Here is a 14,930-nt window from a genome sequence, read left to right on the forward strand (position 1 = left end):
CACCCCCACCAGCTCTGCACCATCCGCCTCCCGATCATCGGCCCCCCAGCAGCCACCACAGGCCCACAGCCCTGGTGGGCGTGGACGTAGGTAAGGCCTTTCCGGAAGCCCAGCGTGTTCGTGCCCGTCTGCGGGACTGTAAATCGTTCGGCCCTGTCTCACATTCGGTGGTGACGGAGAGTTGTCAGGGTCGTTGACCTTCATGTGATAGGTGTCAACGAGCTTGTGCAGACGGTGTTTTCGGGTCTGTCCCCACTGGTCATGGAGGATGTGGTCGACGAGGGTGAGCGGATCGTGGTGCGGGCTCGGACGCCGCTGGACACTGCGGTCTGTCCGGTGTGCGGGGCCTCGTCGGGACGGGTGCACGGCTATCACTGGCGGACGGTGGCCGACGTTCCGGTCGACGGGCGACGGGTGGTGGTCCGTGTGCGGGTGCGGCGTCTGGTGTGTCCCACGCGAGGCTGTCGCCACACCTTCCGCGAACAGGTGCCCGGGGTGCTGGAGCGATACCAGCGACGCACCGCTCGTCTGACCAGGCAGGTCAAGGCCGTGGTCAAAGAGTTAGCGGGCCGGGCGGGATCACGTTTGCTGGCGATACTCGCGGTGGGCCTGTCCCGTCACACGGCTCTGCGCGCCCTGCTGCGGATCCCGTTGCCCACCGGGCGGGTGCCCCGCGTGATCGGCGTCGACGATTTCCCCCTGTGCCGGCGGCACCGCTATGCCACCGTCGTGATCGACGCCGAGACCCACGAGCGGATCGACGTGCTGCCCGACCGCACGGCCGACACGCTGGAAGCGTGGCTGCGCGGGCATCCGGGCATGAAGGTCGTGTGCCGCGACGGCTCAGCCACCTACGCCGAGGCCATTCGCCGTGCTCTGCCTGACGCGGTGCAAGTCGGTGATCGCTGGCATTTATGGAAGAACCTGTGTGAAGCCGCCCTGAGCGAGGTGAAGGCACACAGTGCCTGCTGGGCCACCGTACTGGACGTGCCGATCTACGACGGGCCCCGCGCTCAGACCACCCTGGAACGCTGGCATCAGGTTCATGGCCTGCTCGACCAGGGTGTGGGCCTGCTCGAAGGCGCCCGTCGCCTGTAACTGGCCCTGAACACCGTCAAACGCTACGCCCGAGCCGACCGGCCCGAGCGCATGCTCCGCGTCCCCAAGTACCGTGCCAGCCTGGTCGATCCCTACCGCGAGCACCTGCGCAAACGCCGGACCGAGGATCCCGGCGTCCCCGTCCAGCACCTCTTCGAAGAGATCAAGACCCTCGGCTTCACGGGCTGCCTGAACCTTCTGCACAAGTACATCAACCAAGGCCGCGCCGACGCCGACCGCAGCCATATCTCGCCACGTCGACTCGTCCGGATGCTGCTGACCAGACCCGACAACCTCAAGCCCGAGCAGCACGAGCTCCTGGCCAAGCTCACCGCCGCCTGCCCCGAGATGACCCAACTGGCCTCAGGTATCAGAGACTTCGCCCCGCTCCTTACGCCACACACCGACAACACCGATGCGCTCACGCACTGGATCGCCCAAGTCCGAACAGCCGACCTGCCCCACCTACACGCCTTCACCCGGGGCCTGGACCGGGACATCGACGCCGTGATCGCCGGGCTCACGCTTTCGTACAGCAACGGCCCCACTGAGGGGGTCAACACTAAGACCAAACAGATCGCGCGCCAGATGCACGGACGAGCAGGCTTCACCCTGCTCCGGCACCGCATCCTCCTCGGATAACAGCACGCTCCGTCACCACCGAATGTGAGACAGGGCCGTTATATTGACACACCCGAGAGTCTCACGCAGCCCTCGCTGCGGGCGGCTGTCAGACGGCGGCGGACGGGAGCGGTGACGGTTACTGGTCGGGGTGGACGGCTTGGACGCCGGTGCCCGCGTACGCCTTCGGTGTCAGGGTGAGCAGGAACCGTCCGCTGGGGTGGGTGGCGGAGGGGCGGGCGGCGTGTATGGCGTGGACGGCGGCCCAGGAGTGCCCGAAGCGCAGCAGTTCGGTGGCGGTGACCGCGGCGTCGGTGTCGAACGCCTCGATCCGGATGAACCGCAGCCCTTTGATGTAGCCGAGCAGGCCCGGCCGTTCGGCGTCGCCGGCGGTCAGGGAGAGCACCGGCGCATACAGGTTGCCGAGTCCGCCGGAGGCCTGGACGTAGAACGCGGCGACTGCCTCGTTGAACGGATCTTTCGGGTCGTACAAGGCGGCGGCGGTCGTGTGGTCCAGGACGACCGAGATCGACGCCACTACGCGGCCGCCTGCGGGCCGTGCGCGGCGGCGCCCAGGCGTTCCAGCAGGGCCCGGGCCTTTGCCTCAGCCTCCGGGCTGGGGGCGTGGCCGAGGGCGGCAGCGAGTTCGGCTCGGGCCAGTTCGGCCCGCTCGGCGTACTCGGCCTGGGTCGGAGTGCCCTGTGCGAGGTCCTCCACCAGGCTGCGGATGGTGGTGCCGTGCTCGGTCGCCAGCTGGGCGAGCCGGTCCCGCGCTGCCGTGCTCACCTTGATGCTCGTCTCGTCTGCTGTCATACCCCTACTCTACCGCCCTCCTCTACCACTGGTAGAGGACTTTTGGCGTGGTGTGGAGCCGCCGGCCGGTCGTGGACGCGAGGCGGCTTCGGCAGGCGCATGACGCGGTCGGAACGGACCCGGCCGACCAGCTCGACGGGCAGGTCGCGCAGGACCCAGGCCAGGCGGGTGACGTCGTAGCCGGCGTCCATGACGATCACGATGTCCGGGCCACCGGGCTGCCACTGGCCTGCGGCGATGAGCTGCTCGATGACACCCCGCAGCTGGGAGGCCGTGACCGCGGTCGCGTCGTCCGCCGGGCCGAGCCGGACCGCGTCCAGGATCGCGGTCCAGGACGTGGCACCCGGCTCCAGCACGGCCACGAAGGAGTAGGGCCAGCCCGGAATGAACTGCGATGCCGTCTTCGCGCGGCCATAGACGTGACAGAACAGCCGCTCTGCTGAGCACGGCGCGTCCGAGCGGAGCCACGGCGAGATCGCGTCCCATGAAGTGGTGTAGGCGGGCAGGGTCCCGGAACGCGCGGGTGTCTGCCCGGGGCGTGCATCCGCTGGCGGTGCATGCTCCCTGAACAAGGGCAGGCCATCGCGCAAGTCTCCCTGGTGAACGGGCAGTTCGACCGGAGGAGCACGCGATGGTCTTGTCCCAGTCTGAGCTGATGCGACTGCTTGAGTCACTACGTAGGGCCGATGGAGTTGAAGCAATCAGGGTGGTGTGCGAGCGCATCCTGCAGGAGCTGATCGAGGCCGAGGCCACCGAGGTGATCGGTGCCGCGCCGCGCGAGCACTCCCAGACGCGCACGACCTGGCGCAACGGACACCGGGACAGGCTGCTGACCACGCAGGCCGGCGACCTGGACCTGAAGATCCCGAAGGTGCGGAGCGGGTCGTTCTTCCCGTCGCTGCTGGAACGCCGGCGACGGATCGACCGGGCGTTGTTCGCCGTGGTGATGGAGGCATACGTGCACGGTGTCTCGACCCGCTCGGTCGACGACCTGGTCAAAGCACTTGGTGCGGACAGCGGGATCTCCAAGTCCGAGGTCTCCCGCATCTGCGGCGAGCTGGACGAGGAACTGACCGCGTTCAAGGAACGGCCGCTGGACCACACCGTCTTTCCCTACGTCTTTCTGGACGCCACCTACTGCAAGGCGAGGGTGAATCACCGGATCGTCTCCCAGGCCGTGGTCATCGCCACCGGTATCTCCGCCACCGGCCACCGCGAGATCCTCGGGCATGGGGGTCCCCCCGCTCGAGCGGAGCCGAGAGTGGGGGAGGTCGGCGACAGCGAGTCGAAGCCGTTCTGGACGAAGTTCCTGCGCAGTCTGCGGGCCCGCGGCCTGGAGAACGTCCAGCTGGTCATCTCCGACAGCCACAGCGGACTGGTGACCGCGATCCGCACCGTCTTCCTCGGCGCGGCCTGGCAAAGGTGCCGGGTCCACTTCGTCCGGGACGTGTTCTCGGTGATCGAGCGGGGCTCCGGGGAGATGGTCGCCGCGACCATCCGCACCGTCTTCGCACAGACCACCGGCGATCAGGTCCGCACTCAGCTGAACGTGGTCGCCGACATGCTCGGACGGCAGTTCCCGCAGGTCAAGACGATGCTGCTGGATGCGGCAACGGACATCACCGCGTTCGCTGACTTCCCGCCGGCGCACTGGAAGAAGATCTGGTCGACCAACCCGCTGGAGCGGCTGAACCGGGAGATCAAACGACGGGCCAACGTCGTCCAGGTCTTCCCCAACCCCGCCGCCCTGGACCGGCTCGCCGCCGCGGTCCTGGCCGAACTCCACGACGAGTGGCAGGTCTTCGACCGCCGCTACCTCTCCGAAGCCTCCATGGCTGAGCTCTTCACCACCAAACCAGCCGAACCTGAACCGCAGATCACTCCACAACCGGAACCGAAACAGCTGCCCTGACTACACCACTCCGCGGGACGTGACCGGTGCTCCGATGCGACTGTGGGTGCACTGTCGGCGCTGATGCCTCAGGGGCGTGAGTCCCCACCTACAACGTGGACGTGGCCAACCCGCAGCGACTCGTCACTTGACCGTCCCCTCCAGCGTCCCGAATGAGATGATCACGTTTGCCTGTGCGTGATCGGCTCAGTGGGAGGGAGCACAAAGGTGCTCAAGGACTCGTCGTTGCGGGGCTACTTACTGGAAGAGTCGTTGGCCTGGCTGCTGCGCTTCAGCGGCTACCGGCTTCTCGTCCACGAAGATCAGGATCCGGTCGAGTTGGTGACGGAGGGCCAGACCCTCCGAGTCCGAGGGCGGGGCGCGCTCCACCAGGTCGACGTTCTAGGGGAGTTCGCCTTCACGCCGGCGTTCTCCATGCCCGTGCGGCTGTTTCTCGAAGCCAAGTACTACCAGACTCGCTGCGAGTTGGAGGTCGTCCGGAACGCCCACGGTGTCGTGCACGACGTGAACGAGAACTTCATGACGGCTGCCGGGTCTCGGCCCCGGCAGCGGTACAAATACTCATACGCATTGTTCTCCGCGAGCGGGTTCACCCCCGACGCCCAGAAGTACGCGCTCGCCCACCAGATCTCTCTCGTGGACCTGTCGGGTGCCTCCTTCGCCTGGCTGCTCGGCCACATCGGAGCAACCGCGACGAGTCTGTTCGCGGCACAGCAGCATCTGCCGAAATCGGCTTCATTCCCGCTGAATTGGATGCGATCCCAGCTACGGAAGGCTCTGGAGACATCTTCGCTGGACCTGCCACCTGTCTCCATCCCCGAGGGGAAGTTCAAGCAGGTCGCTGGCACCGTGATCGAGGACTTCGCCACGGTGCTCCGGCAGCACAGCGACGCGGAGTTGCTCCTCGGTTTCCCCGCCGCGCCATTCATCCTGCCGCTCGCCGCCGATGATCACCGAGGGTTCCTGGAGTACGTCGAGGCAAAGCCCGACCATAAGGTCCGGCTCAGGCGACGGAGCACGGGGACCGCGGCAGAGTGGACGCTTTCACCGGCAGACGCGGTTGGCGCCTACGAGTTGGCCTTCAAGCTCCCAGAGCACATCGAGGAATGGATCAGCGGCATTGGGGAGAAGGAACGCCATCGCACCGTTCAGGTCAAGGAGCAGTTCCTGTCCGCGATCACGCTCTACCGCATGAATGGCGCAGGCGTACGTTCCTACCAACTGCGCTACGAACCGAGTTCCCTCTCCCGGGCCGGAGCTTCATAAACGGCTGCCGACCCAGGTGCGCCACAGGCTCCTCAGATCGGCAGGAAGGGACTGGGCTTGTCGTGCCAGCTGATGTTGAGGGCGTCGCGAGCACGGGTGGCGGCGACGAACAGCAGAGAGCGGGCCTTGCGCCGTTCGCGCTCGTATCGGGCTGGGTCCTCGGTGCGGTACCGCTCGATCACGCTGGTACGCGGGATGATGCCGTCGCTGGCGCCGACGATGGCGAGCCGCTGGTACTCCAGGCCCTTGAAGCGGTGCATGGTGCCCACGTGGATCTCACCGTCGCCCTTGGGGCCTTCCTTGGTGAGCTCGGCGCAGGTGATGCCCGCCTTCGTCGCCAGGTAGTACATGGTCTGACTGACCATGTCGCGGTCGGCGACGCACACAGCGATCCGGCCGCTGGGATCGAGAGGCGCTCCGTTCTCGTCGGTCGACAGCTCTGCACGCCAGGCCGTCAAGGTGGCCGCGAGACCAGCGAGTTCGTCCTCCCAAGTCGCGTACGGGACGAAGCCCGGCTTTGGGCCATGGAGCACGGAGCGATATCCGGCGAGGTTGTCGGTGCCATCGTCGAGATCGTCGTAGGTGATCGTCCCGCTGTTCTCCTTGGGCTCGACGACACGAAGGGCCTCGGCGAGGATCTCCTTGGTCGTGCGGTAGCTGAGAGTCAGGCGGGAGGCTCGGCCGCGGATGTTGATGCCGAGGGCGCCGAGGGCGACCTGGTGGTCGTAGATGCGCTGATGGGTGTCGCCGGCGATGAAGAGGTCGTTGGGCAGGTCGGGGTCGGCCATAGCGCGCAGCATCTTCCAGTGCGCGGGGCGCAGGTCCTGGGCCTCGTCGACGACGATGTGCCGGTAGCGGTGGCCGAGGTAGCGCATGCCGGAGCTGTTGTCGCGGTGGATGAGGTCCTTGCCGCCGATCTCTTCCTTGTACTCGCGGCGGGCCCGGATCTTGGCGGCGCGCTCGATCTCGTAGCGGGCGGCGCGCTCGGCGGCCTGGCCCCAGGTCTCCACGCCAAGTTTGTCGAGGCGGGCGGTGAACTGCTCGATGAGCTTCCAGACGTGGTTGCGTTCGGGGCGGGTCAGCGCCCGGCCACGGCCGGCCCGGCGGGCCTTGAAGTAATCGGAGCGAGTGGTGACCGCCTGGCCGAGGATGACCTGCTCCCACTCCTCCAGGAGGAACTCCGGCTCGAAGCGCCGGTCGTCGAGTTCGGCCAGTAGTTGGCGCATCTCATTGAGGGCCACGTGGTCGTACACGCGCTGCTTGCCGCGGCCGGGGGCGGTGTTCTCCCCGAGAACGCGCGCGGCGAGCTGGTCGATGTGGGCGATGTCGACGCGGGCCAGGAGCTCGGGTTCGATCAAGGAGGCGAGCCTGAGCCGCAGATCGGTGGTGAGGTTCTTGGTGAAGGTGGTCAGCAGGATCGGCTTGCTGTGACCGGGAGGCAGTTGCTCGGCGAGGTGCTTGACGCGGTGCAGGGCGACGATCGTCTTGCCAGTGCCAGGGCCGCCGGAAACCCGGGCGGGGCCTTTGTAGTGGCGGTGGACCAGCCGTTCCTGCGTCGGGTGAAGGAAGACCTTCCAGGCGCGGAAGTCGCCTTCTTCGATGGCGTCACGTACATCGTCGTCGACCGTGGTCACCTTCGTGCGCGACAGGGCGGCGGCGAAGTCGTCGAGGTCGGGGCGCTCGTCGAGCTCGACCGGCGCGGTGATCTCGCGGCGTACGTCGTCGATGTCCATGCCCGCGGCGAGGCCGTAAAGGACGTCCTTCGACAGCAGCGGGGCACCCTCCAGGAGCCGGTCGAGCTCCTCGCTGGTGGTCACGATCAGCGCCAGCTCGATCAGCTGTTCCGCGACGCCGAGCTCGCGCAGCTGTCCGGCGTCGTACGCGGACAGCAGGGCCGGTGCCGCGGGTACCGGCTCGGGGGCAGGCTCCACGGCCCGCGGCTTCGCCTCAGGCTCGGGCTCCGCCGGGGTCAGCGTGATGCCGGCCCTGCGCAGAGCACTCTGGCCTACGACCGACAGGTCGACAAACTCGATCTCACCGGTGACGCGGTTGACGGCTACCTGAAGCTCTTCATAGACGTCCTTGCGGTGCCGGACGGCGATGAGCAGCCAGCTCTCGATACCGTCCGCGTCGACGCCGGTGGGGGTCAGCAGAGCACGGTAGTCCTTGCTGACGCGGGCGGACCAGATACGTGAGTCGCCCTTGAGCTGCTTCTTGCGCAGACCCGGCAGCTCGGGGTTGTCCCGGAAGTGGTGGCAGAAGTTGTAGAAGTCCGACTTCACCGAGCGGTCGAGCTTGTACAGCTCCTGTTCGGCCTTGCGGTACAGGCGGAGCCGGGCGGTCATCGGGGAGTGCCTTCTTCCGTGTCGGGGAGCTGGGCGATCAGCTCGTCGAGATGGTCGAGCCATGCGGCCGCGGTCCGTATGGTCCAGCCGTCCGCGGTGTAGGCGGCATCGCGCCGGTGTGCCTCGTCATCGTCCTCGCTCGCGGGAGCGGAGACCACGGCGATCTTCACACCGGAGGTGTGCCACGCGAAGTCGGCCGGCCAGCGGCTGGTGCTGCCCAGCTCGTAGCCGAAGACCGGCGCTCGCTTGCCCCGATCGGCGAGCAGCTCGGCGAGGCGGAGCAGGTCGGGTGCCTCGACGGGTTCCTCGCGCAGGATGTCCAGGATCTCCTCGTCCCAGGCGGCGTCGCGAAGGAGCCGGGCGACGGCCTGCTCGGCCGGCGAGTCCTCGTCCGGGCTCGGATCGGCTGGCTTGACCGGAGCTACGGGTACGCCGAGCAGCGAGTCGAGTTCACCAAGTCCGCCGCAGACGGCCAGGGCCTCGACTTCGAAGTCTGCGGCTTTGCTGGTGGCGAGCTGCACGCCGTCGCCACCGGCCGACGAGAGGAACTGGGTGAGGTTGCTCCAGTACAGCCAGGACCGCCAGCGTTCCTTGTGCTCGTCGGTGTCCAGTACGGCGTCGCTGTCGTCGAGGACAGTGAGCGCGGTCCACTTCAGGTTCTCGGCGTCGGCACCGTCCACCGCGAACACGATCGGCAACCCGGTGTCGTCCTGGGTACGGAAGACATGCACGGGTCCGATGCCAGCGGAGTCCGGGACGACTGCCTTGTCGCGGCGCTCGGCGGCGGAGAACGTGGCCAGTTGGCCGCGCAGGGCGGCGACGAGTTCACTGCGCCGTCCGGTCGCTGCGACCGGGGTCGTGCCGGGCTGGGCCGTCAGCCCCGTGACGAGCGCGCGGGCCCGGCGGGTCCAGCGCTCGGGGTCCGGGTCGCGCAAGTAGGCGATCAGCGTTTCGATGGGGTTGGCGAATACGGCACCGGCGAAGTGGGCGCGCTGCCCGCCGTACTCCTCGTACGCCGTCTTAGCTCCCTCCTGCGCAGTGCCCCGGTAAGGCGGCCAGACAGGCCTCGTGCGGGTGGGCCGGTTCTCGAACAGGTCGATGTCGGCCCAGGTGACCTGGAAGACGATCTCTCCGTCAGCGCGCAGGCGGGTGCGCTTGGCTGCGTCGGCGGCGATCTGGTTGTGCTCGCGGCTGGCGTGGAAGCGGAAGCCTTCGAGGTAAACCTTGACGCTCTGGGCGGGGCCGTCGACACGGGTGAAGGTGAAGTCGCTGACGGTGCCACGGAGTTGCTGCTGGGCGGTGAGCCGCCAGTGCATCACACCGGAGCCGCTGGATTCGCCGGCACTGCTGGTGAAGCGGAGGTGGCCGCTGGCGTGGCCGTCTTCGTCCAGAGACGCGTCGTCGGTGACCTTCACCCAGTCGCGCAGGGCGGCCAGGAAGCGGGCCTCCAGGTCGGACTCCACTTGGGCGTCGAGGCCGACGAGCCCGGTGTGCTCGACGTCGTCGATCTCCCATCCGTTCTCGCCGTCCTTCGTGAACAGCAGGGACTCCAGCATGGTCAGCGCGGACTGGCGCGAGACGATGTCCTGGAAGGGCTCCGGCGTGTAGCGGTGCAGGCAGCGGTGGCAGGCGCGGCGCTGTTCCTCGGCGCACGGGCAGTTCTTCAGCGTCTCGTACGCCGCCAGGAGGGTGTCGCGGAACGCGTCCCGGTCGGTGAGCCGGTCCAAGTAACCGGTGCCGCCGGGCAGGGAATCGAAGAGGACGAGGAACCAGCGTCGCTCCCCGCTGCCGGTGTCCGGCATGGAGGCGACCGTGGTGGCCAGGTGTTGCGGGTCGCCTCCGAAGTGCAGGTCCACTCCGAGCCGCAGTGCGGCCCGGAAGGAGTGCACCTTGGCGTCGACGTCCGCGGTGGCGGCCGGGATCAGCACCCGCAGCGCCTCGGTCTGCAGCTGGTGGGCGAGCAGCACCGGCTCCTCGCGGGCTCCGGTCTTCTTGCCCCGGCGCAAGGGGCACCACGGGCGGTGGTGCTTGAGGCGACCACTGCGCGCGGCCAGGGAGTCCAGCTCGTCGGTGTCGTGGTCGAAGACGGGCTGTCCGTCGGCGCTGGCCGCGCCGCACGCCGTGCACACGTGGAACGGGTTGAGCCGCACCAGGTGGCCGGCGAAGTCGTCACGGGACTGGGCGTCGTAGCGGACCGGCCCGACGTTGATCCGCCGGATCACGGCGCGGCGGCAGTAGTCGACGCCGAACGTCTGGTGCCTGTGTCGCCACGAGCCGGGTTCGATGTCCGCCTCCGGGATATCCACGGCGTCCACCACGGCGTAGGAACGGCGGTCGCGGTCGTCCTTGTCGTCGCGGATCCGGGCGTCCTCCCGCTTGTCGCGCGAGGTAACGGTGGCGGGTTCGACGATCTGGAACAGGCACGAGCCGTCGTCGGCAATGTGCGCGGTCTTGCACCGCAGGCACGGTGAGCGGTCCTCGGCGGCGTTCTCGGTGCGGACGTAGCCGCAGCCGGGGCACACCCGCCAGGTACGCCACTCCTGCTTGCCGCCGGTGGCGATCTCCAGGCCGCTGATCTGGTGCTTGTAGCCGTTGACGTAGAAGGTGTTGCCGGGCGCCAGTTCCTCCAGCGCGATACGCCGGGGCCGCTCGTAGGCGTAGGTGTCGGAGGTGTACTTCGTCATCTTCGTCTCGGGGTCTACACCGTCCTCGCCGTACAGGGTCGCTGACAGGACGGTCGTGGAATCGATCAGGGCGTAGTTCGGCAGCAGCCCCAGGTCGCACAGCGCGGTCTGCGCCGGGGTCTCGCCCAGGTTCATCAGACGCCGCCCGACACCGCGCCGTTCGGCGTCGAGTTCGGCCTTCTGCCGGGCCTGGTCCGGGTCGGAGTCGTGCAGCTCGTCGTGGGCCTCGTCGATCTCCTTCAGCCGGGCCCGCAGGGCGCGTTCGCCCCGGAACCACTCTCGTTCGGCCTCCTCGACCTTGCCGCGCAGTTCGTGCGTGGCATACCTGATCAGGTCCTCCTTGGCCTGGTCGCTGACACCGGTGGGGAACAACTCCAGGAATTGCTTGGCGAGTTCTTCACCCTGGGCGAGGGCCAGTTCCACCAGGTCGACGAGATACCCCGACGGGCCGAACAGGCGCGGCGCCTTGTGCGGCAGGGCCCGCAGCACGATCCCGTCTGCACGCACCAGCCGCCCGGCGGCGGCGTGGTCGAGCAGATGGGCCAGGTACTGGCGGCGCAGGATTTCGATGGCCGACAGGTAACAGCCCGGGGGTACGATCGTGCCCGCGATCAGGTCCTTGGGACGCTCCAGGAAGTACAGGTCCCGGCGCCTGCGGTCCGGGATGGTCAGCAGGAACGCGTTGCCCGTACGGCGTCCAGCTCGCCCGACCTGTTGGGCGTACGAGGCCGAGCGGCGCGGCAGCGCGGCCAGCACCACCGCCGACAGGTCACCGATGTCGATGCCCATCTCCAGCGTCGGCGTGCAGGACAGCACATTCGGGTCTTTGAACCCCTCACGCCGCTTGAAGGCCTGCTCGACCTGCTCGCGCTGCGGGCGGGTGAGCATGCCGGTGTGCTCGGCGGTGACCACCTGATAGGTGCCAGCCCGGCGGTAGAGGCTCCGGTAGTAGTCGCGGGTGTAGTCCCGGTCGCGGTGGTGGACTCCGAGCCCCTCGGGTCGGTCGCCGGCGACCAGACGGCCCCGGCGGCAGCGGTACGAGGGGCAGGGCTGCTCGTGCCACTGGTCCAGCAGCGACGGATGCACCGTCTGCTCCCAGAAACACACCGGGCAGCGCACATAGGCGTGCCGCACCTGTTCGTCGTCCAGCAGCCGGGCCTCGATGTTGCCCGGCTTGAGCCCGTAGACCCGCAGCGACGTGTCCTGCGGAGTGCGTACCGACAGCAGTCCTAGAGCGGCCAATTCGGGCAGCAGCTTCGACCAGAACTCCGGTGCCAGCTCACGCGGTAGCTCCAGGCAGCGGCCGGCCCACCGCTCGTACCAGGAGAGCCGGCCGGTGGCGAAGTCGAACTCGCTGCCGTTCTTGGGCTGATTGAGCAGGAACACCGGGGCGGCCACCCGCTTGGGGAAAGCCTTCATCCCTGGCTCGCGCCCGCCCCAGACGAAGTACCGGCTGGTACCCGCCTCGTCCATGTACTTGTTCAGCCACTTGTGTGCGACCGCGCCACGCGTCCGCAGCCGCTCCAGGAAGATCCGTACGAACGCCAGGTAGCGGGCATCGTCCTGGGCGACCAACGGCACCCCGTCGCGCACACACTCCTCATGGATCCGCCGGACCAACGCAACCACGGCCGCCGTGTTGTCGATCCGCACGTGCGCGGCGGCGGTACGGGTCAGCTCCAACGTACGACCGTTTCGGGACCTGAACCCGAACTCCATCAGCGCCTCGAAGGCGAGCCGCTGCCCGATCAGCCGCCACACCGGCATGCTGCCGCCACGACCCTGACCGGACAGCAACCGGTCAACTCCCTTGTAGACGTGCAGGTCGGGTGGCACGACGGCAGCGAGCGTGTCCTTGTCCGTGGTGGCCTCAACGACATTCGCGATGAGATCGTTGAGCGCGGTCGGCTCGTCGTGGCTCAGGTGCTTGACCAGTAGCGCGCGCAGCGAGAACGTGTACGACCGGTTCGCAACGAACCCGGCCCGGTGCGCGGCATCCTGCACCGAGTCGTTGAACATCAGCGTCTTGTTCTCGTGCAGCTCCCTGTCGAGCTCCCCACCCGTGAACAGCTGCGTGATCGAAGCCGCGGCCATCGCCGCAGACCCGGTACCCAGGAAGCGGATCGCGTTGCGCTCACCGCACGCTGGGCACCAGTCCTCTCGAGCCGCGGTGTTGGCGACGGTGCCACCGAAGTGAACCAGCACGAACGCCGAGTCGCGGGCCGTAAGCCGCGGCTCCTTGGTGTTCTTGTCGTAGTCGTTGAGGGGGTCGGGCAGCCGCAGCCGCTTACGCGCGCCGTCGAGCACCATGAGTAGCCCGCCGGCTCCCTGCCCTGCCGAGGCACCGTTCGTACCCCTGCCCCCACCAGCCATGGGCGCCGCGCCGGATCCTTCCCGCGCCTCCCGCTCCGTCGCCGCGATCAGGTTCCGCACGCGCGCCTTGTCCTGGCCGAGCGAGGCACGCCGGATCTTGAAGGTGTCGAACTGGACGTCGTGGTCATCGCTCTCTGGGGAGAACACCGCCCAGCCCGACCGCCCGCAGTCACGGCAGTAGACGGCCGGCAGAAAGAGGTTGGCGTTCTGCCCCGAGGTCGCCGTCGTCACGGGAGCCGGACGCCCGCTGTCACTCGCGCTCGCGTCGGCCAACCCGGCAGCGTCCCAGCGGAACTCCGCCTTCGGCCACGGCAGTACGCCACGCAGCAGCCTCGACACTGACCGGGCCCACTGGTGCACCTCGACATGCACGAACGGCCGAGGCTCCCCCGGCGGCGACTTCGGATCCCGCGCGTACGACAACAACGCCACGAACCTGGCCAGCGCCTCGGCCGCTTTCTCCGGCTGCCGTGCCACCGCCTCGGCCCAACCGGCCGCACCGGCGCGCCACATGACGTCCAGCACCTCGGCGCTGTTCTTTACCTCACCGTCCAGCGCCTGCATCACGGCTCGGGTGAACAGGTGTCGCTTCAGGTTCTCGCCGAGGAGGAGCGGATCCTTGTCGCGGATGCCGGTCACGGACTCGATGAGGTCGAGCAGAGCCTCGTCGCCGGAGGCAGGATCGGGCAGCGCCAGCATCTCGTCCGGCGTGGGAAGGCCCTGCATCTTGACGTCCGTGAGCGGAACGAACTCCTCGACCGACAGCCGGTTCTCCCCGACGATGGACTCCGCCGTGAACTCGGTGCCGAAGACATCGGTGGCCACGTCGAGCAGCCGCGCCATGCCGTCGTCGTCCGTCCCCGACGCGAGCGTCGCGGAGGTCGCCACCGGGCAAATGGACCCGAGCGGGCGCCCCTCTTCGGACACCCCGACGGCAGAGGCGAGCCGCCGCAGCAGCATGGCCACGTCGGTGCCCTGAGCGCCGTCATACGTGTGGAACTCGTCGACCACCACGTACCGGATGTCCGCCCCCTGCCACAGCGGGGCGTCGTCCTCACGCTGCAGCAGCAGGTCCAGCATTTTGTAGTTGGTGATCAGGATGTCCGGCGGCGACAGCTGCATGTCGGATCGCCGGGTGCGTACCCTCTCGTACTTGGTCGCCGCACGGTCCCCGATGTACAGCCCCGCCCACAGCTTGCCGAGCCCGGCCTCGTTCTGCGTGAGCAGGTCGTTTATGCGCTGCGCCTGGTCGGTGGCAAGCGCGTTCATCGGGTACAGGAAGACCGCCTTGACCCCGGTCTTCCCGGCCTCGCGCTGCCGGCGGCAGTGGTCGAGTACCGGGTAGAGGAAGGACTCCGTCTTGCCCGAGCCCGTGCCGGTCGTGACAAGGGTCGGCTGCGGGGTGTGCCCGTTGGCGGAGGTCAACCGGGCGAAGGCGAGGGCCTGGTGGGCATACGGCGTGAATCCCTCGCGCTGCCATTCAAGGTGTTCACGCCAGCTGTCGTCGGCCGTCGTGAAGGGCGTACGGATGCGGAGGTACGGGCCCCGGAACATCCCCGACGTCTCGTCCCCGAGGAACCGATGCAGGGCTTCTCGGGCGCCCTCGTCGGTGAGTGCGTACGTCGTCGACAGGTACTGCAGCAGGCTCTCCTTGAGCCCGCGCGCCTGGAGAGTCGGCCTCACGGGTTCGGTACCTCCTGCTTCACCGGGTCCCACTTGCCATCGGCGACCGCTTCGTCGAGCCTCTGCTTGAAGTAGGCGTGCGCCTCACGCATCTCTTGCTCGCGGTCCGCCCTGTGGAAGGGGAGGGTGTAGCCG

6 protein-coding genes and 2 pseudogenes are annotated in these 14,930 nt (G+C 68.1%); 3 read left to right on the plus strand and 5 right to left on the minus strand.

What is annotated here, in order from left to right:
- Positions 1-234: 234 nt before the first annotated feature.
- Positions 235-1,740: pseudogene (locus EHS43_RS19865) on the plus strand (ISL3 family transposase).
- A gap of 118 nt (positions 1,741-1,858) precedes the next feature.
- On the opposite strand, the gene EHS43_RS19870 reads toward EHS43_RS19865, so the two are convergent.
- From EHS43_RS19870 to EHS43_RS19880, 3 genes and pseudogenes are all read right to left on the minus strand, one after another.
- Positions 1,859-2,257, minus strand: a complete 399-nt coding sequence (locus tag EHS43_RS19870) for a hypothetical protein (protein ID WP_125192113.1) — start codon at positions 2,255-2,257, stop codon at positions 1,859-1,861.
- A complete protein-coding gene (locus EHS43_RS19875; protein WP_125192114.1) occupies positions 2,257-2,532 on the minus strand; it encodes a hypothetical protein in 276 nt (91 codons plus the stop codon). Before EHS43_RS19875 ends, EHS43_RS19870 begins: the two co-directional genes overlap by 1 nt.
- 83 nt (positions 2,533-2,615) lie before the next feature.
- Positions 2,616-3,008: pseudogene (locus EHS43_RS19880) on the minus strand (transposase); the annotation flags it as partial.
- 155 nt (positions 3,009-3,163) lie between these two features.
- Between EHS43_RS19880 and EHS43_RS19885 the strand changes: the two are divergent.
- Positions 3,164-4,444 (plus strand): IS256 family transposase, encoded by a 1,281-nt coding sequence (locus EHS43_RS19885; protein ID WP_125192115.1) that lies wholly within the window; start codon positions 3,164-3,166, stop codon positions 4,442-4,444.
- A gap of 207 nt (positions 4,445-4,651) precedes the next feature.
- On the plus strand, positions 4,652-5,710 hold the full coding sequence (locus EHS43_RS19890) for a hypothetical protein (protein WP_125192116.1): 1,059 nt from the start codon (positions 4,652-4,654) through the stop codon (positions 5,708-5,710).
- 32 nt (positions 5,711-5,742) lie between these two features.
- Here the strand turns inward: EHS43_RS19890 and EHS43_RS19895 are convergent, their stop codons facing one another.
- Entirely contained in the window at positions 5,743-8,055 is a 2,313-nt protein-coding gene (locus tag EHS43_RS19895; RefSeq protein WP_125192117.1) for a UvrD-helicase domain-containing protein, read from the minus strand.
- On the minus strand, positions 8,052-14,795 hold the full coding sequence (locus tag EHS43_RS19900) for a DEAD/DEAH box helicase (RefSeq protein WP_125192118.1): 6,744 nt from the start codon (positions 14,793-14,795) through the stop codon (positions 8,052-8,054). Before EHS43_RS19900 ends, EHS43_RS19895 begins: the two co-directional genes overlap by 4 nt.
- Between the last annotated feature and the right edge of the window lie 135 nt (positions 14,796-14,930).

The sequence above is a fragment of the Streptomyces sp. RP5T genome (assembly GCF_003933965.1).
Classification (GTDB): Bacteria; Actinomycetota; Actinomycetes; order Streptomycetales; family Streptomycetaceae; genus Streptomyces.